Below are 20,105 nucleotides of genomic sequence, written 5' to 3'. Positions count from 1 at the left end.
TATGGTTCGTTACTCGAATTGATATGGCAAGCAAAGAACCTAAGGTCGTTTTTCTTAATTGGATTAGCGTAAGAAAAATAGGCTGCCTGTCAGATTTGGCTCGGTAAATGTACGGGTGTGGGGGTGTTGTACATCCAAATATGAGAGGTGTTTTTATTACCCAATGCACCTTCAAAGCTCCAGCCCCAAGTCAAGAAAGAACCGATTTTGGAATCACTAATGCCGTTTTGAGAGCGCGGTTTTTCATGAGCAATCAGGTGCATGATACCCACGGCCATGGTGTCGATATTTTTTAAATGAAGCAGTTTATTGGTAGGCTCATCTAAATTGTTATAGACAGTTTTGCCAGTGCTATCGGTCTCACCAAATGCGCCCCAAGCGTAGACAATGCCATTGGCTTTTGAGTCAGTACCCATCGATACGTTGTCTAATAATGCATAGCTGGCATGACCATTGGCATAAATGCGGCGAACTTCCTTGTTAATAAACCAAGGCAGTTTGGTCGGTGTGACAATAATATCTGTCCACGCATCTTTGGTATCTTTGGATGCTTGGCCGTTATAGCCCAATTGACTGGTATCATTTAATCCCCAACCGTAAACGGATTCTGTATTAGTCAAGGCAAGGACGTGGTCGCGACCAGCAGCAAGCTGAATGATTTTTTCTTTATAGTGAGTCGCATTGGATTTGGTAGGATTGTTATCGAGAACCTGTATGCGTGTAGGTATGGCATGAATATTGAGACAAGAGTTGGTTGCGGTACAGGTTTTGCCGTCTCCAAGATTGGCGTAAGCATCGCTGCCCCAACCCCAGACCTGACCTTTATCATCCAAGGCATAAGAACTATTAGCACTAGCGACCACTTGTACAATGTGCCCGACATCATTTGCGTTAGAAAAATCTACACGAATAGGGGTGCTGCTAGAAGCACTTGAGCCCGTACCCAGTTGTCCTTGAGTATTGGCACCAAACGACCAAACACTACCATCTTTGGTAAGTACCAAGTTGTGCTTATAACCTGCCGCTACCATGACTGCATCATCAATACCTGCAATAGGACTGATATCGAGGCGGCAATCTTCGATTTCTCTACAGTCATCGCGACCTATTTCCCCGCGACCCAATTGACCGTACTTATCAGCACCCCAGCTATAAACCTGACCCTCTTGATCGATTGCCAGTGAATGGTTTTGATTATAATTGATAGAAATCAAATTTTTTGGCGCATGGTTTACGATCATGGGGGTGTCTGGATGACCAATCACATCGGTCGTTTTGGTCGTCAACCCAAGACCAATTTGACCATAATTGTTGCGTCCCCAAGCATAGAGTTGCCCATCGCGTAGCGCTCCAGTATGCGAGCCTCCTGCAGCGACCGTGTTACCAAGATACAGGGTTTTGGTTGAGCGCATGATATTGCCTGCATTGTCGGTGGCCTCTAACGTTAACTTGTTATTGCCTAAGGACAACAAAATTCGATCGTCAAAATACCCTTTAGCATCGACTGTTAATGTTTGCGCGGGGGCTTCATTCAGTGTGTAAGTTAAAGACTTTATACCACTGCTATCCTGTACTTGTCCTGAGACAAAAACGGCGGCCACAGCAGTATAGCCATCCACAAACCCACTGTCAGTCGTTAGCAACGGCGGTGTCCTATCAATAACCGTTATGGCGGCAACAGTATCAGAGTCATGGCCACAAGCAGTCAAAAGCAAGGCTATGACAACCATGGCCATTGCCTGCATGAGAGAGGATGAACGCATAAAAACCTTAATAGAGGTGAAGCACTATCATGTCAAAAACTAGAGGGGCAAGTAAGGCAAAAGTAAGTCTGATGCCTAGTTTTTGACATGATAGGATGTGAGTGATAGCAAGCCATTAATAATAGCGATGAATCATATTATAAGTAAGAATCATTATCAATTAAAAACAGCTTCTTTGACGAGACTGTTTTCTGTCAAAATGGTTATAACTTGTGTTTGAGCATAAGTTATAACCATTTTAATCGCTTAAAATTATAATACAGATAGCCACACAACGAACCGATAAAGATCATAATAACCAAATAGGAATACTTCCAGTGTAATTCAGGCATAAAGTCAAAGTTCATGCCATAAATACCAGCGATAGCCGTTGGTACTGCCAAGATACCTGCCCACGCAGCAAGCTTACGTACCACCTCGTTTTGTCCCATATTGACCATGGCCATATAGGTATTCATCACCACGCTCAGCATCTCATTAAGACCATTAATCGCATCTAACGAATGCAAAAGATGGTCATTGACATCGCGAAAATAAGGTTTGGCCGCCTGAGAAAAACCAGAAAACAGCTCGCTTTTTTTATGATTGATAAAAAAGCTACAGATGTCTTGTACGGGCAAAATAATAGCGCGCATGTGGACCAGTTGCGATTTCAACTCATAAAGGTTTTTTAACGTGCCTTTATCAAACTCGTAGGTAAATACATAGCGTTCTTGCTCACGCAAATAGCGACCCAAGCGATCCGTGATCGGCATATAGTTATCCACGATAAAATCGAGAATAGCATGTAGCACAAAGATTGGACCCATGCGCAGCTTTTCAGGACGACGGTGGCAATGCTCGCGGACAGGTGCGTAAGAGTTCGATGGACCGTTACGAATAGTAATCAGGTAATTTTTACCCATAAATATCGCTGTGGTGCCATAGCGAATAATGTTGTTTTCAAGCTTCGCCGTACGCAGCACGACAAACACCATGTCATTGTCATAGTTTTCAACTTTGGCGCGCTGATGGTCGGCGAAGGCATCTTCGATAGCCAACTCATGCAACTCAAATGCTTCTTTAACTTTGACCATGGTTTCTAAGCTTGGGTCATAAAGACCCAACCAAATAAACTGACCGTTATTGCTCAAAGCACGACTGACATCAGTGAGCGCAACTTGATCCAGTTTTTGACCCGTTTTACGCGAATAAGAGTAGCAGTTAACGACTTCTCCAGAGCTTGATAAGTCAATATCTTCATAACGCTCTGAGTCTGGATCATAGACAGTCATCGTCTCGATCGTTTCCTCATTTGTGGCATCTGCATCGCCATAGATATAACTGTCGTCATTATCCAAATAAAGATGTTTGTCATTCATATTGGCGTGAATACGAGTGACATTGGAGTTAGGTGCAATACGCGCTGTTTCTTTAATCAACGGATCGTTATTGTTTTCCATACACCCTCCCTTAATAAAGTAAAAGGTCTGTAATAATCAAAACTTATAATTTGAGCTACTAAAGTGCATAGCTTTTCAATGTTTCAATATCGACTAAACTTAACAAGCTTTCATGACAAGCTTCGAGCTTTATTTGCGGTGCAATATCGAAATCTAGCGCTTCAACCCAGCGTAGGGCACAAATACACCAGTAATCTCCAGGCTTAAGACCAGCGAAGCCATATTCTGGCAAAGGTGTAATCAGATCATTGCCGCGACTGGCAGAAAAGTTTAAAAACTCACTGGTCATTTTGGCACACACCGTATGCTGACCGACATCATGGTTGCCAGTGTGACAAAAGCCGTTGCGATAATAGCCAGTAAGCGGGTCAAAGCAGCAGCTGGCAAGCGCTGTCCCTAATACATTGGTTTGGTTGTTGGCTGGGTTTGGGTGATAATCAGACGACATGAGGCTTCCGAGATAAAAATATGCGTTAGTGTAACATGAGTCTGCGTTGAAGGCGCTGTTCTAAACACTTTGATGATGTTCTTTATAAGCAAGATTGAGCCAAGGTTGAGCATTGCTAGTCTCGATCAAACTCATGCAATATGAGGCATTTGAATCATCTGGTCTGTAACATTGAAGAGAATCAATTAGATAGTGATTGTGGCAATTGTCACTAGGCGAACCCAAACTGCTATGCTAAACTAAAGCGTAAAGTGCCTTGGCGGTTTATCAAGCTCTATTAGCTTATCGCTATTTATCGGCGTATAAAAATACTCGTCTTATCATTCTAAATTATACTTATTACTCACCCTTTTGCGGCTACCTAGTTTGTTTATAAATAATTGGGTCAATGATGTTGCGTGTTAAAAAATAAAACGTACTACGCATTATTGCCATTATAAAGACAAATTTTTAGTACCGCATTAGCATCGCGTTTTTTGGTAAGCGCTACGCCAAACAAGGATTTATTGTGTCTGTCAGTTCTGATTCTGCGAAACTCACCCAGTCAAATACGACCAATCAAACGGTAACGCATCCTGCTACAAGTGATGCTATATCCAATCAAAACCGCTCTTTTAGCAACTTTGCCAATGACGTTGCCAATAGTTGGTTACTGCCTGATGGGGTGGTGGACGTGTTGTTTGAAGATGCTCATAAGCAAGAAGTGCTTAGACATCGATTGACTCAGCAGCTCATTACACATGGCTATCAGCTGGTAAATCCGCCAATGATTGAGTTTACTGAGTCTTTGTTAAGTGACGCCTCAGAAGATTTGAAGCGTCAAACTTTTAAGATTATCGATCAGCTTACTGGTCGCTTGATGGGTGTACGCGCTGATATCACGCCGCAAATTTTGCGTATTGATGCGCATTGGGGCGGTACTGGTATTGCCAGATACTGTTATGCTGGTGATGTGATTCATACCTTGCCTTCTGGACTTTTTGGCTCGCGTACACCATTACAGCTTGGTGCTGAGATATTTGGCTGCGCGTCACTTGCTGCAGATATCGAGCTTGTCGATGTGTTATTCACTATGGTGAATACGCTGAATATGAGAGCTGCTCTACATATTGATTTGGGTCATGTAGCAATCTTTAAGCGCTTGTCTCAGTTAGCGCAATTGCAAGACGTTGATACCGAACAGTTGATGCATTTATATGCCAATAAGAATCTACCAGAGCTCAAAAAAGTCTGTCAGAACTTGCCAATGGGTGATGATTTTTACGTCTTAGCACGCTTTGGTCATGATATTGACAACCTATTGACTAAGCTGTCTGCAACTGCTCAACAAGACAGCCAAATTGTAACGGCAATTGACGAGTTACAACGACTAAAGACTCATTTACAAGAACAGTGGCAGTGCGCAGTGAGTATCGATGTGACAGAGTTGTCAGGCTATCATTATCACACAGGCATCATCTTCAACGGTTATATTAATAGTGAGACCCAGCCACTGGTTCGTGGTGGTCGTTTTGATGGTATGCAAAGTGGCAGTCAATTAGCAGGACATCAGCCACGTGACGCAACTGGTTTTAGTATGGATGTCAGTCGTTTACTGGCTCATACTCAGCTTAATGCGCCAACCATTGTATTGGTGGATTATGAGGCATCACAGACCATTGACGATGAGCAAAAACAGCTACTATTGCAACAAGTTGAGAGTTTGCGTCAGCAAGGTTATCGCGTCACTGTGCCATTAAATGCAGAAGACCGTCCCACCAATGTGACGCATCAGCTCAATCTTGTGAATGATCAATGGCAACTACAGACCTTGTAAGCACAAAATAGGTGGGTGCTTAAGGTCTGGTTGAGTCATTGATTGACCAAATATACACCAAATATGATTCATTGATTTTGAAGTTATTATGAGTTTTTGACGTTATAAACGTTACTGTTATTAAAATTATCGTGGTTTTTAAACCATTATTGCACACCTCAATACATAAAGGTAAGGATTGATCATGGGTAAGAATGTCGTAGTTTTGGGTAGCCAATGGGGCGATGAAGGTAAGGGTAAAATCGTTGATTTACTTACCGAAAAAGCATCAGCAGTTGCTCGCTTTCAAGGCGGTCACAACGCAGGCCATACTTTGGTTGTCGATGGCAAAACCACTGTCCTACATTTAATCCCATCGGGCATTTTGCGTGAAGGCGTCACTTGTTTTATCGGTAATGGCGTGGTGTTAGCACCTGACGCATTATTGAAAGAAATGAAAGAGCTTGAAGACAACAATGTGCCAGTCCGTGAGCGTCTACGTATTTCACCTAATTGCCCACTTATCATGCCGTATCACGTCGCGCTTGACCAAGCACGTGAAGCCAAGCGTGGTACTGGCAAAATCGGTACCACAGGTCGCGGTATTGGGCCTGCATACGAAGACAAAGTGGCTCGTCGTGCTATTAAGCTTGCTGACTTGTTCCGTGAAGATTTAGAAGAAAAGCTACGTAACCTAATCGAATACCATAACTTTCAATTGACTGAATACTACAAAGTCGACGCAATTGATTTTGATGAAACGTTTAAGCTTTGCCAAGAGTGGAAAGCTGAAATCACTGGTATGGTCACTGATGTTACTGAAGATTTGAATCAGTTACGTCTTGCTGGTAAAAACTTGATGTTTGAAGGTGCTCAGGGCACGCTACTAGATATCGATCATGGTACTTATCCGTTTGTCACCAGCTCAAGCGTAACCGCTGGCGGCGTATCAACGGGTACAGGTATTGGTCCATTATATTTAGATTACGTACTTGGCATTACCAAAGCCTATACCACCCGTGTTGGTAGTGGTCCGTTCCCAACCGAATTGTTCGATGACGTTGGCGCGCATTTGGCCAAAGTTGGTCATGAGTTTGGTGCAACGACTGGTCGTGCGCGTCGCTGTGGTTGGTTTGATGCCGAAGCATTACGCCGTGCCGTAGTACTGAATTCACTGTCTGGTATCTGCTTAACCAAACTTGACGTATTGGATGGTTTAGAAGAGTTGCTAATCGGTGTGGGCTATAACCTACCAGAAACTGAGTGTGCAGGTGCTCACGATGCAGAATTTTATGAGTCAGTCACGCCAAAATATGAGACGCTGCAAGGCTGGAGTGAGTCAACGGTTGGCATCACTAACTATGATGATCTGCCAGAAAATGCCAAGACATACATCAAGCGTATCGAAGATTTGATCGGTTGTCCTGTTGATATTATCTCGACCGGTCCTGATCGTTCTGAGACAATCGTATTACGTGACCCGTACGACGCGTAATAATATTTGCGTTGAGATCAGTATGTATGGACTCCTAAAACCCCAGTGCTCAGCACTGGGGTTTTCGTTTGTGTGAGATATCATGACTTTATAAATAATTGGTGCCTACTGAGTTTACTTTTATGCAAGATACAATCATAAATTAACCCTATCATTTATAGCCTTAATCATTATAATAGGCAGCAATCCTATATTGGCCAAGTTGGCGCTCATTTTTTTGATTGCCAAGCCATAAGTCGATTGAATCGACACATGCCAATATAGTGGCTACAGACAAAACAAAGCAGTAACTATTTCATTTATTATTAAGTTTATTATTTATTAGGAGCTTTTCATGGCTAACGAACGTACTCTATCTATCATCAAGCCTGACGCTGTTGCTGGCAACCACATCGGCGCTATCTACAGCCGTTTTGAAGAAGCTGGTCTAAAAATCGTTGCAGCAAAAATGCTACAACTTGATGATGAAAAAGCAGGCGGTTTTTACGCAGAGCACGCAGAGCGTCCGTTTTACAATGATCTAAAATCGTTCATGATGTCAGGCCCAGTATTGGTATCAGTATTAGAAAGCGAAAACGCCATCGCTAAACATCGTGAAATCATGGGTGCAACCAACCCTAAAGAAGCCGCTGAAGGCACTATCCGTGCGGACTTCGCTAACAGCATCGATGAAAACGCTGTTCATGGTTCAGATTCAGCTGAATCAGCCAAACGTGAAATCAGCTACTTCTTCAATGATGATGAAGTATGTGCACGTACGCGTTAATAGCGGCAATTATTGATATGGCTATTGTTTGATTTAGTCCTTATTAATAATTAGTTTCGCAAAACGGCTTATATCTTATGGGTATAAGCCGTTTTAACGATTATAATAATGACTGGTTTCATTGAAATTAGTGCTTTTCTCCCTCATTATTGTGTTTCACTAGCGTTATCAATCCCTTAGCAGTATAACTTTATTGAGTTTTTATCATCTAGGATGCGAATCAATAAAGCCTGCGCTGATAACGGATTGCTCATGCATCACATACAGCAACGTTTATATTAATAATTGCATCGATCATTCACGCTCATGCAAAAAGGTTACCTATTATGTCAACTGTACAAACACCGACCCAGCATATTCCTGCGAAGCTTACAGACAGCATCAAATTGGTAGATGAGACGCTGGCAAAAACCAATCTACTCGGCATGACCCAAGCGCAACTTGCTGACTACTTCAAGAGTATCGGCGAGAAGCCATTTCGTGCTACTCAGGTGATCAAGTGGATATACCAGCATGGCGTGACAGATTTTGAGCAAATGACCAATTTGAGCAAATCATTGCGTGACAAATTATCACTCAATGCGTGTGTCGTTCCACCTAAAGTGATTCACCGTCAGTACAGTGATGATGGCACGCGTAAGTGGGTGTTTGAAGTGACGGGCGGCTCGTTGGTTGAGACCGTATTGATTCCAGCAGATGATAGTAAGTTGAACGGCCGCAAGACATTGTGTATCTCCTCACAAGTGGGCTGTGCACTAGACTGTAGTTTTTGCAGTACGGGTAAACAAGGGTTTGAGCGTGACTTGAGTGCGGCTGAAATTATCGGTCAGCTTTGGGTTGCCAATGCCTCTTATATGACAGATGGAAATGACAGCTTAGAAAACGTTGACCACAGTTTATGGGAAAATAACGTGACCAATGTTGTAATGATGGGTATGGGTGAGCCGTTATTGAACTATAAGCCAGTGGTTGGTTCAATGGAAATCATGCTGAGCGATCATGCTTATGGCTTGTCAAAACGCCGTGTGACGTTATCGACGTCAGGCGTCGTACCAAAAATGTATCAGTTGTCACAAGACATTGATGTGGCTTTGGCTATCTCATTACATGCACCCAATGATGAGTTGCGTAATGAATTAGTGCCTATTAATAAAAAATATCCGTTAGATGAGCTGATCGCTGCTGCAAAAAACTACGTCTATGACGTCAATCCGCGCCACAAAAAACATGTGACGATTGAGTATGTCATGCTGGATGGCGTCAATGATAGCAATGAGCATGCAAAGCAGCTGGTTGCCTTGTTGGAAGGGTTGCCAAGCAAAATTAATCTGATTCCATTCAATCCTTTCCCGCACGCGCCGTATGACAAGTCAAGCAACAACCGTATTCATGCGTTTAGCAATATCTTGAGTGAAGCCGGTTTTGTTTGTACCATTCGCCAAACTCGTGGTGATGATATCGATGCCGCTTGTGGCCAATTAGTAGGGCAGGTCGCTGATCGTACTCGCCGCTCGGCGGCTTGGCAACAAAGTATCAAAGACCGTGAAAGTGTTTAAGACGTGTTTGTGCACTACATAATCTAGAAGGGTACTTTGTGTACCCATATTCACTGATAAATAACCGATATAGGATATTAGTTGTCTTCTATCTATCACAACGGTAATAAAAATGTATCAATAATGACAAGTAATGCAGAGTACAGCAATTAATCACAACTAAATTGTACTTATAGGGGTTAAATCTATTAAACTGATGCCTCGAGGATCGAACGCACTGAATCACAGTTTTATGATGGCGGCTATGATGACTTCTAAAAATTCTTGTCAGTTCAAATATCAAAAACCATTTTCTCAAGATTATAAAGCGTCACATATAGTGACAGTTCAAAGAGCGTTGCCAAAGCGTATGGTACTGGCGACAACCCTAGCAGGACTGCTAATGGCTGGTTGCCAAAGTACGCCTACCAACGATTTGACTGGTAGTACTTCCTATCAAACGTCGACGCGTCCCAACGACAATCGTAACTTAGACAAACAAGAAATTGCCCGCGTACGTACCTCACTTGCTGCGCAATATATCCGGAAAAACGAGCTTGACACGGCACAGCAGCAGCTTGAAAAAGCCTTTGCTGCTGATAGCCGTTACGCGCCAGCCTATGATATGATGGGCGTTTTGCTGCAACAAGAGGGCAGCAGCATCAATCTTCAAAAAGCCGATCAATATTTTAAAAAAGCGATTATGCTTGATAAAGAGTTTGTGCAAGCCAACAATAATTACGGCGTTTATTTGTCACAGACCAAACGCTATCGTGAGGCTGCTTCGCAGTTTGAGATTGCAGGTGCGGCATTAGGATATGAAGGTCGTATTGGCGCTTTGGAAAACTTAGGGCGTACCTACCTTCAACTGGGTGAGCGCGATGCTGCTGCTAAAGCTTTTTTACGTGCGCTCGATGGCAATCGAAATAGTATCATTGCTCATATCGAGCTGGTAGATTTGTTGCTGGAGCAACAGCGTGTCCCACAAGCACAAAGGCTTTATGATGAAACATTGATATTGGTACAGGGGCAAGGTATTAGCCCGCGCTTGCTAATGCAAGGCATCAAACTGGCTGCTGCGCAAAATAACATAAAAACCCGCCAGCAATTGGCACAGCAACTTTTATCCGCTTATCCACTAAGTGATGAAGCAAAACAACTTAAGATTTGGCTTAATAATCCAGAGGCACCATGGAAATGACCACCCCATCATCAAACACTCAATCTAACGCTCAGGGATCATTTGGTGCTACGTTGCAGCAAGCCCGTAAAAATAAAAAAGTCAGTATAGATGAGGCAGCGGCTGAGCTATTTATCTTGAAGCGTCATTTGCAAGCTTTAGAGAATGAGAATTTCTCTGATTTGCCACAACCAGCGTTTGCGCGTGGTTTTGCCATCAATTATGCCAAATATCTGGGCTTGGATCCGATAAAGATCGCCAGTAGCTTCGATGCTGCTTATCCTAATGAACTGAAGGTGCAAGCGTCAAATAGTACAGACACACCGCTGCGTCCAATGGGTACATTACAGCGTGACACGCACAATCGTATTCGTTTCAATCCTTTACTGATTTTAGCGGTTATTGGGGTTATTGTATTAGCCGTATTCTTATTCCGTATGGTCAGTAATGCAAGTAAAGAACACAATGAAGAGCCTGTATCTACAGTCGAAGACATTTCAGCCAGCGAACAAGCGCAAGGTGCGGCGATCAGCAATACTAGTGGTATAGGCTCGTCGGGCTCGGCACTCAATTTGGGTGATGCCAATGTAAGTGAGGCTGCTTTAGCCGTCACCGTGACTGATACGGCCAACGTGACGATTACGGATGCCGCTGGTAATGATCTTATGACAGGTGCCCAAACCTCTGGTAATTACAACTTATCAGGTATGCCACCGTTTAATGTGCAAATTGACAATATCGATAATGTCAGCTTAATGCTCAATCAAGAAACAGTTGCTTTGGACACTTACGCAACTGATAAAAAAGCCAGCTTTGAGCTTGCGCCTTAACGGTAGCGCTGTGCTTGCCAGCTATTAAAAGCTACTGTTATTAAAAGCTACTATGAGTGTGTTTTTTCTTTGTTTTTTTCGCTCCAAATAAAGGGTTTGTCTATGTCAACGTCAGCGCCTATTAACCGTCGTCTTACCAAAAAAATATATGTCGGTGATGTCGCGATTGGTGGTGATGCGCCGATTAGTGTACAAAGCATGACCAATACAGATACCTGTGATGTGGCAGCAACGGTCGCACAAATTGAGCGCTGCGTTGAAGCAGGTGCTGATTTGATGCGTGTATCGACGCCAACCATGGATTCTGTCAGAGCTTTTGGTGAAATTCGTAAATTGGTCAGCGTACCACTAATCGCCGATGTGCATTTCGATCATAAAATTGCATTGGCTGTTGCAGAAGCAGGGGCGGATTGTTTACGTATCAATCCAGGCAATATCGGTAGCGATGCCAAAGTACGTGAAGTGGTTGCGTGTGCCAAGCATTACAATATTCCTATTCGTATTGGCGTCAATGCAGGCTCGCTCGAAAAAGATATTCAGCGTAAATACACTGAGCCAACTGGCAAAGCGATGCTTGAGTCAGCGATGCGTCATATTGATATATTAGAACGTTTGAATTTTGACCAATACAAAGTATCTGTCAAAGCCAGCAATGTGTTTTTGACTATGGATGCGTATCGCCTGATATCTGCAGAAATTGATAATCCACTACACTTGGGCGTCACAGAAGCAGGCGTATATCGTACAGGCGCTGTAAAGTCTGCGATTGCTCTTGGCGGTTTATTGTTAGATGGGATTGGTGATACCATTCGTATCTCGCTTGCCGCTGAGCCTGAAGAAGAAATCAAAATTGGCTTTGATATTTTAAAATCACTAAACATTCGCTCTAACGGTGTCAATTTCATCGCTTGTCCAAGCTGCTCACGTCAAGAGTTTGATGTGATCAAAGTCATGACTGCATTGGAGTCGCGCTTAGAAGACATTCGTGAGCCGCTGAATCTGTCTGTGATTGGCTGTAAGGTTAATGGTCCAGGCGAAGCCAAAGAAGCTGATATTGGTATCGTGGGAGCCGCGCCAAAATCATTGGTATATCGCATGGGCAATAAAAGCCATTTGATCGATACCAATAACTTGGTTGATGAGATAGAAGGCATGGTGCGAGCTCATGCAGAAGATTTGGCCAAAAAGCGCGAGAATGAGATTATACGAGTCAAATAGGTCGAGATACCGTATGGTGGCTGATGATAGCGCCGTAGTATTGACTCAATGCTCCATGAAAAATGATGCTCAGCTGTGAGCAAAAACAACAATAATAGAGACACTTGTTCGAAATTTTAAGGATATGACCGTACCATGATTAAAGCGATTAAAGGGTTTAATGATATTTTGCCAGAACAGTCTGCAAAGTGGTTGCATTTAGAGGCGATATTGGCGAATGTGCTTGGCAGATACGGTTATGAACATATTCGTTTGCCGATCGTTGAGCAGACAGACTTATTTGCCCGTGCTATTGGCGGCGCAACAGACATTGTTGAAAAAGAGATGTATAGCTTTACTGACAAGTCTGAGCCACCAACGCCATTGGCGTTGCGTCCTGAAGGAACGGCAGGGGCAGTACGCGCTGTCATCGAGCACAACTTATTGCGTGGTGATACACCTAAATTGTGGTATATCGGTCCAATGTTCCGTTACGAGCGTCCACAAAAAGGGCGTTATCGTCAATTTCACCAGCTGGGTGTAGAGAGTTTCGGTAGTGCATTGCCCGACGCTGATGCTGAGCTGATTGCGATGACGCATTTGATGTGGCAAGAGCTGGGTCTACGAGATGAGATGCGTTTGCAACTCAACAGCTTAGGTGAGCTGGATGAGCGTCATGCATACCGTGAAGCGCTGGTTACTTATTTGACAGATAAAAAAGATCAACTTGATGAAGACAGTCAACGCCGCTTAACCACCAATCCACTCCGTATTTTAGACAGTAAAGAGGCGAGTACGCAGACAATCTTGGCAGATGCGCCAAAGCTTGCTGAGTTCTTAGGGGCAGAAAGTTTGGCACATTTTGAGCAAGTACAAAGCTACCTAAGTGCGCTTGGTATTGAGTTTGATATCAACCCACACTTGGTACGCGGACTAGATTATTACAACAAAACAGTTTTTGAGTGGGTCACGGACAAACTTGGTAGCCAAGCCACTGTATGTGCAGGCGGTCGTTATGATGGTCTGGTAGGACAATTAAAGTCTATAGGTACGGATGGCAGCAAGCCTGTTAAATCTGAGCCAGCGGTTGGCTTCGCCATGGGACTTGAGCGTTTATTACTGCTGATGGAAGCCGTGGCACCAATTACTGACGTACCAGCCTGTGATGTTTTCGTAGTTGCTCATCCAGAAGTGTATAGCGCTGGTATTGGTTATGCGCAAGGCCTGCGTTATAGCCGTCCAGACATACGAGTCAAAATGGCAAGTGCAACGAGTCTAAAAGCGCAAATGAAAAAAGCCGATAAGTCAGGCGCTGCATTGACGGTTATTATCGCGCAACAAGAGCTCGATGATAATACCATCAGCATTAAAGACATGCAGACAGGTGAGCAAAAAACAGTTGCACAAGATTGGCTTGTAAACAAAGACAATTTTTCTCGCAACTGAGTGTTCATTCATCGCGTCAACCGTCAATGCCAATACACTATTGGCGTTGACGCTCGCAGCAGCAACTTAATATCAATTTTATCAGGTAAATATGTATGGCTCTGACACCTAATTCGCCAAATGCAGACAATTCAATGCAAGCGTTAAAGCAATATGGCAGCTATATTGTCACTGCGATTCTATTGGCACTGGCCGCTTATTTTGGCTGGACCTATTGGCAGAATAACCATGCGCGGGTAGATACCGTGGCAGCGGATCACTATGCAGACATACAGCGACTGAACGAAGAGGTCAGTTTGGCCTCGCAAAACCCAGATTTAGAAGCAGAGGTACAAGATGCACTGACACAGAGTCGCACGCAACTTAATAAAGATATCGATGCGCTCGTGAGTAAGCATGGAGATTCTGTCTATGCTTGGCAGGCGCTAATGATTAAAGCTCGCCAGCAAGTCGATAATGATGAGTTTGCAGAAGCAGGCAAGACACTCAAAAAAGCACTGACAATCGACTTGGGTGATGCAGGTTTAGAAGCAATCACGCGTTTGCGCTATGCAGCGACGTTGTTGGCCGCAGGTGATGCAGACGGTGCATTGACAGAAGCCAGTAAAGACATGCCAAGCTCGTTTGAGCCGAGTCAACAAGAATTACTGGGTGATATCTATTTGGCGCAAGCCAACAAAGACTCAGCCGTTAAATCGTACAACAATGCTTGGGAGCTGTTACGCAATCGTCAGGAAACGCGGGCAGTATTGGCGTTAAAGATGGAGAGTTTGGGGATTGTGCCTGAGCCTATCGATGAGCAAGCAAGCCTCATTCAAGAGTCAGCGGCACCAGAACAGCCATTGGTACAAGATGACGCTGCACAAAATGCTGCTGCCGAGGTTACACCGTAATTGTATAGTAATGAGCGCTATTGACTAATAATAGCATTGGCGCTTTACTTAATTATCAATAATTTATTTGTAGTGAGAACCTATAATGACTCAATCTATTCGCTCTAGCAAAATATTTAAAGCCAAAACCCTCAGAACGACGGCTATGCATGTAGCAGTACTGGCAGTAATGAGCACTGCAGTGATTGGGTGTAATCGTGGCATCAAGCCAGTGGTCAATGAGCCAGTAAAATTGGTGCAAATTGCGCAACCTATCAGTGTTCTACAATCTGTGTTTAGCACTGATGTTGGTAATAAAAAAGCCAGCAAAAAAGATCCGCTAGACTTGCAAGTGGGTTATGCCAATGGACAGATCGTTACTGCTTCACGTGGCGGTGATTTAACAGGCTTTAATAGTGCAGGCGAACGTGTATGGTCAGTCCAAGCAGGTGACCAAATCACGGGTGGTGTGGCGCTAGACGCATTGAGTCAGACAGCAATTGTAAGTACGCGTAATGGTCAGATCATGGCGTTTGACAGCACGACTGGTGCTAAACGCTGGCAGCAGCAGTTGTCAGGCACAGTGTTAACGTCAGCACTTATCACCAATAACCGTGTGATCCTCTCTGCAAATGATGGCTTTTTACATGGATTGTCGTTACAAACTGGCCAACCTGTATGGCAGTTTGCTACACAAGTACCTGCTATCAGTGTACGTGGTAGTGCGGCCCCAACGTTATTAGACAATAAAACGGCACTATTGGCGACTGCTGATGGTCGATTGCATGCGGTAACGACGGATAGTGGTCTGCCGCAGTGGTCAAGACGCGTCGGCGTTGGCACAGGTAGTAGCGAAGTCGAGCGTATGAGCGATGTCGATGGTACGCCTATCGTGGATAAAAACCAGTTATTTGCTGTCAGCTACAGTGGCCAGTTGCTCGGTATTGATTTGGCCTCGCGTCAAGTAATGTTCGTTAAAGACATGGCGAGCTTAAAAGCGCTTGCGGTAAACAACCAACAAGTCATCGCGACAAGTTTAGATGGTAAAGTCGCGGCCTATGATAGAAACACGGGCGAGATGCTTTGGGAAAGTGAAGAGTTGGCGTACCGTCATCTAACCAACCCTGTGATGATTGGAAACTATATTGCCGTTGGTGATTTGGATGGGGTTGTGCATCTATTTGACCCAGCCAGTGGAAAAATCGTTAGCCGCGTAGAGACCAAAGGCGCTTTGAGTAGCTTGCAAGTACAAGGCAGTCGTTTGATGACACAAAGTACTTCAGGTCAAGTGGCTATTTGGCAGTTGGCGCGCTAAATTTTTTGGCCGGCAGTGAATCAATAAGTTTGTTTTACTACCCTTAGAAAGCCAATTGATTGATGATAATATTGTGAAATGTAGATATAAACGCTGCTTGGTCAGCGTTTAGTGCTTTGTGTAAACTGCTTGTTTAAACGCAGGCTTTCGCGTACTCTATGCGACCGATACGCCGTAGGCGTGATTCATATACGGTAGTCGATTCATTTTAAAACAACGCCACCTTAAGGGTAGGCCTTTTGTTTTGGACTAAGTAACGTGTTTATATATAATATAGACGGCCTATATACTATTTGCTAATCGCAATATAACCCACTATCATTTTTGCTATTGTTTTATTTTTATCATTCATTTTAATTTACGGTCAAGTACAGCATTGTCGCTACTGTTATCAGAGCCACTGTACCGTCCGTCATTGTGCCCTTCACTGAGAGTAACCCATGAGTATCAAGCCTGTGGTCGCCTTAATTGGTCGTCCAAACGTCGGTAAATCTACCTTATTTAATCAGTTCACAAAAAGTCGGCAGGCATTGGTTGCTGATTTGTCAGGACTGACTCGTGACCGTCAATACGGCGATGCTACTTATGAAGACAAATCCTTCATCGTGGTTGACACTGGTGGTATTGGTGAAGCAGATGACGGTAGTGGTAACATTGACGATTACATGTCTGAGCAATCACATACAGCCATTCATGAAGCCGATATTATCGTGTTTGTCGTGGATGCCCGTGCTGGTATGATTGGTGCCGATGCCGAAATCGGTAAGTTCTTACATACCCTTGGTAAACCCGTTTACGTCGTTGCCAACAAAGTTGATGGCGTACATGATGCCGCACCTGCTGAGTTCTATGCGTTAGGATTGGGCGAACCGTATCCAATGGCTGCCAGTCATGGACGCGGTGTTGGGAACTTGCTTGAAGTGTTGACCGCAGATATGCCTGCGCAAGAGAATATCGTAGAACCTAGAGGTCTCAAGCTTGCCATCATTGGTCGTCCAAACGTTGGAAAGTCGACATTGGTCAACCGTCTATTGGGCGAAGACCGAGTGGTGGTTTTTGACATGCCTGGTACCACGCGTGACAGTATCTATATTCCTTATCAGCGCGATGGTAAAGACTACGTACTGATCGATACAGCTGGCGTACGTCGCCGCGGAAAAATCGATGAAAAAGTAGAAAAGTTCTCGGTTATTAAAACATTACAAGCGATTGAAGACTCAAACGTGACCGTTATTGTGATTGATGCTCATGAGGGTATTGTCGATCAAGATTTGCATATGATTGGTTACGCACTGGATGCTGGTCGTGCCTTGGTAGTTGCGATCAATAAGTGGGATGGTCTGACGCAGGATCAAAGAGACTATATTAAAATTGAGATGGATCGCCGCTTCAACTTTATACCTTATGTGAAAGTGCATCTAATATCAGCGCTACACGGTACAGGCGTTGGCAACTTATATCCGTCTATCTTACGCGCTTATAAATCTTCAATGTTTGAAGTATCAACCAATCGCTTGACCCAAATTTTACAAGATGCCGTTACAGCAAATCCGCCACCCACGGTAGCAGGTCGTCGCATCAAACTGCGCTACGCTCATATTGGTGGTCATAATCCACCTGTGATTGTGATCCATGGTAATCAAACCAGTGCACTTCCTAAGAGCTATCAGCGCTATCTTGAGAACCAGTTCCGTCAAGTATTTAAGCTGGAAGGTACACCGCTTAACGTTATCTTTAAGCAAAATGATAACCCTTACGCAACCAAAAGCGATACGCCAACCAAGGCCAAAACGCAGCAGCTGCGTCAACGTGAGCGCAATCGAGCGAAAAAATTCACTACCAAAGATAAAAAACCACGCTAATTAGTAGATTTTTTAACGGTTTATTTACTTTATCGTGCCAAAGAGTACGGTAAAGTAAATAAGACGCCCCTTTACTACCATAGTTTTGTCTGTCATGAGATAAACTAGGCAAATATCTACAAGTTTTTCTTATCACATCTCAAAAATACCTGTAATATACATAAAAGTTGTCTTGACTCAGTTGAGTGATATGAACAACCGTCCTTCCAAAACTATCTCTATACTTATCTGGCGCTCTGTCATCAAAGCCATCATGTTTGCGGTGCTGGCAGGCTTTTTGTTCTCTTTTATTTATGGTTTATTGCATCACTATAAAGAGAAGCGCCACAATATCCAGCAGTTTGCTACTTTATTAACCATAAGCGCTTCAACAGCTGATAGCGCAGATATTGTGGCGCAGCAAGTGACGTTTTTGCTAAACAGTGAACCCAGCATCAAAAGCATTTTATTTTATTCAACGCCTCAGCCAATTGATGGGCTTAATCAATCCAGTGGCGATTGGAAAAATGCTTTATTTGCAGACACAGTCAGCTTCAACTACCCAGTGGTTAGTAACTACATCAGTAACGATAGAGCGCCTCGAGTGTCAGACGCCAGTCAGCAGTTAGATGTGGCTTTATCAAATCGAGGTATCTCATCAGCCGCCGATAACAGTGCCTTAGTGGGTTACATCAACATCACATTGGATGTAGATAAAATGCGCTTATATTGGTTCCAAAATATAATACTATATTGGCTGATTGCTACTATATTGACTGTGCTTGGTGCCTTTTATATCCTGCGCAAACTCAATTGGCCGATTAGAGACATAGAGACACTGACCGACGCATGTGACATTGTTTTGAAGACCTCAGATCTTAAACAACTACCCACCATTTCTCAACAGTTCGATTTCCAAGAATTGCTACAGATCAAACAGACATTTATTAAGTTGTTTAGTCGCTTACAAAAATCGCGACAAGAGTATGAGGAGATTGCGGTTTTTGAGCAGCAACTACATAAAAAAGATATCTCTCTCGATGTGCAGCTTCATAACTTTCAAAGCATGATCACACATGAGTTAAAAACCTCACTGAATGCCATTGTGGGTGGCTTACAACTGTTAGACCATGAAACTCTAAATATAGAGCAAAAAGATGCTGTCCAAATTATTAGAAATGGTAGCGACAAGCTAGTACTATCGCTTGATCATATTATTCAGCTGAATCAAATACAAAGAGGTCAAATGAATGTCACTTTTAGTGAGTTCAAACCTCTACAGTTGCTAGCGGATCTATTGGCGACATTTGAACCTATTGCTCAAAAAAGAGGGCTTACATTAATCAGTCATATCCATCACATAGACTATAATTTAGAAGGTGACGCTGAGAAAATACAACAGATACTAGCCATCCTTCTTAGTAATGCAATTAAATTTACGCCAGCGGGACAAGTGACCATTACCTCACAATTGACCCACTTTGATAAAAGTAATCGTTGGCAAATCAGTGTCAAAGACACAGGTATTGGTATCGATAGCAATTATATTGATGATATTTTTAATCCATTTTTTCAGGTGGATTCTTCAAAGACTCGTCAATATGAAGGGTCAGGGGTGGGCTTACCAGTCGTTAAGCAAATGGCACAACTTATGGACGCTACGATAGAAGTAGAGAGTACATTAGGGGTAGGTACGGAGTTTGTACTGACTGTAGCAATGCCCAGTCAGAATCAGTCTCGACAGAAGCATTTTTTGGCTAAAAAGACCATTATTTACTACTACTCTCATGAGGTTGGCTCTTTAGGCAAAGAGCTAGAACGTTTGGGAGCTACGGTTATTTATCGTCAGCACGAACAACTGGTGCTAGAGGATATTAATATGAGAAAGGTTGATATGGTCATGTTTGCCGAAGGGGTCGCTCCCAGTAAAGCTGAGTTATTGGCAAAAAAAATCCGTCAATCTGAAAGTGAGCATCGTGCGTTATTGATATATTGGTACCCTCAGCACCAAGCAAGACAATTAGACAGTTTTGAGCGCTTCTTAAAAGCAGCGGGCGTCGATTATTGTCAAAGCTCGACTTATAAGGATAGAGCATTGAGTGACTTGCTTAAGCGCTGGTTGGTATGGACATAAAAAAGACGCCCCTATGTTGGGCGTCTTTTTTATGAGATAAACTGTT

The 20,105-nt window shown here is 43.5% G+C and carries 15 protein-coding genes; 12 read left to right on the top strand and 3 right to left on the bottom strand.

What is annotated here, in order from left to right; genetic code table 11:
- Positions 1 to 89 precede the first annotated feature (89 nt).
- From CIK80_RS03705 to CIK80_RS03695, 3 genes are all read right to left on the bottom strand, one after another.
- Positions 90 to 1,763: a chromosome condensation regulator RCC1 gene (locus CIK80_RS03705; RefSeq protein ID WP_095568918.1), complete on the bottom strand. Its 1,674-nt coding sequence runs from the start codon at positions 1,761 to 1,763 to the stop codon at positions 90 to 92.
- A gap of 227 nt (positions 1,764 to 1,990) precedes the next feature.
- Positions 1,991 to 3,205, bottom strand: a complete 1,215-nt coding sequence (gene corA / locus CIK80_RS03700; RefSeq protein ID WP_095568917.1) for a magnesium/cobalt transporter CorA — start codon at positions 3,203 to 3,205, stop codon at positions 1,991 to 1,993.
- 58 nt (positions 3,206 to 3,263) lie between these two features.
- Positions 3,264 to 3,653 (bottom strand): DUF2237 domain-containing protein, encoded by a 390-nt coding sequence (locus CIK80_RS03695; protein WP_062844061.1) that lies wholly within the window; start codon positions 3,651 to 3,653, stop codon positions 3,264 to 3,266.
- Between the two features lie 508 nt (positions 3,654 to 4,161).
- Between CIK80_RS03695 and CIK80_RS03690 the strand changes: the two genes are divergently transcribed.
- The 12 genes from CIK80_RS03690 to CIK80_RS03635 all read left to right on the top strand — a co-directional run bounded on the left by CIK80_RS03690 (position 4,162) and on the right by CIK80_RS03635 (position 20,059).
- Positions 4,162 to 5,469 carry an ATP phosphoribosyltransferase regulatory subunit gene (locus CIK80_RS03690; protein WP_095568916.1) on the top strand — a complete coding sequence of 436 codons (1,308 nt, stop codon included), beginning with the start codon at positions 4,162 to 4,164 and terminating at the stop codon, positions 5,467 to 5,469.
- Between the two features lie 184 nt (positions 5,470 to 5,653).
- A complete protein-coding gene (locus CIK80_RS03685) occupies positions 5,654 to 6,943 on the top strand; it encodes an adenylosuccinate synthase (RefSeq protein WP_095568915.1) in 1,290 nt (429 codons plus the stop codon).
- Between the two features lie 334 nt (positions 6,944 to 7,277).
- Complete coding sequence (gene ndk, locus CIK80_RS03680) at positions 7,278 to 7,709, top strand: nucleoside-diphosphate kinase (RefSeq protein ID WP_095568914.1); 432 nt, start codon at positions 7,278 to 7,280, stop codon at positions 7,707 to 7,709.
- A 326-nt stretch (positions 7,710 to 8,035) separates the two neighbouring features.
- Positions 8,036 to 9,265, top strand: a complete 1,230-nt coding sequence (gene rlmN / locus CIK80_RS03675; protein WP_179288318.1) for a 23S rRNA (adenine(2503)-C(2))-methyltransferase RlmN — start codon at positions 8,036 to 8,038, stop codon at positions 9,263 to 9,265.
- A 244-nt stretch (positions 9,266 to 9,509) separates the two neighbouring features.
- Positions 9,510 to 10,445, top strand: coding sequence for a type IV pilus biogenesis/stability protein PilW (gene pilW, locus CIK80_RS03670; protein ID WP_257011677.1), 936 nt, complete (start codon positions 9,510 to 9,512; stop codon positions 10,443 to 10,445).
- The gene (locus CIK80_RS03665) at positions 10,442 to 11,254 is read left to right on the top strand and encodes a helix-turn-helix domain-containing protein (protein WP_095568912.1); all 813 of its coding nucleotides are present in this window, start codon (positions 10,442 to 10,444) and stop codon (positions 11,252 to 11,254) included. The genes pilW and CIK80_RS03665 overlap by 4 nt, the downstream gene beginning before the upstream one ends.
- 102 nt (positions 11,255 to 11,356) lie before the next feature.
- Complete coding sequence (ispG, locus tag CIK80_RS03660) at positions 11,357 to 12,472, top strand: flavodoxin-dependent (E)-4-hydroxy-3-methylbut-2-enyl-diphosphate synthase (RefSeq protein ID WP_095568911.1); 1,116 nt, start codon at positions 11,357 to 11,359, stop codon at positions 12,470 to 12,472.
- A gap of 135 nt (positions 12,473 to 12,607) precedes the next feature.
- A complete protein-coding gene (gene hisS / locus CIK80_RS03655; RefSeq protein ID WP_095568910.1) occupies positions 12,608 to 13,897 on the top strand; it encodes a histidine--tRNA ligase in 1,290 nt (429 codons plus the stop codon).
- 95 nt (positions 13,898 to 13,992) lie between these two features.
- Positions 13,993 to 14,790 carry a tetratricopeptide repeat protein gene (locus tag CIK80_RS03650; protein WP_095568909.1) on the top strand — a complete coding sequence of 266 codons (798 nt, stop codon included), beginning with the start codon at positions 13,993 to 13,995 and terminating at the stop codon, positions 14,788 to 14,790.
- 85 nt (positions 14,791 to 14,875) lie between these two features.
- On the top strand, positions 14,876 to 16,084 hold the full coding sequence (gene bamB, locus CIK80_RS03645) for an outer membrane protein assembly factor BamB (protein ID WP_095568908.1): 1,209 nt from the start codon (positions 14,876 to 14,878) through the stop codon (positions 16,082 to 16,084).
- Positions 16,085 to 16,524: 440 nt separating this feature from the next.
- Positions 16,525 to 17,946 (top strand): ribosome biogenesis GTPase Der, encoded by a 1,422-nt coding sequence (der, locus tag CIK80_RS03640; protein ID WP_062844072.1) that lies wholly within the window; start codon positions 16,525 to 16,527, stop codon positions 17,944 to 17,946.
- A gap of 190 nt (positions 17,947 to 18,136) precedes the next feature.
- Complete coding sequence (locus CIK80_RS03635) at positions 18,137 to 20,059, top strand: HAMP domain-containing sensor histidine kinase (protein WP_095568907.1); 1,923 nt, start codon at positions 18,137 to 18,139, stop codon at positions 20,057 to 20,059.
- Positions 20,060 to 20,105 lie beyond the last annotated feature (46 nt).

It is taken from the genome of Psychrobacter sp. JB193, assembly GCF_002285555.1.
GTDB lineage: Bacteria > Pseudomonadota > Gammaproteobacteria > Pseudomonadales > Moraxellaceae > Psychrobacter > Psychrobacter alimentarius.
Note: the sequence above shows the minus strand (reverse complement) of the source record. Positions and strands in the feature narration are given on the sequence as shown.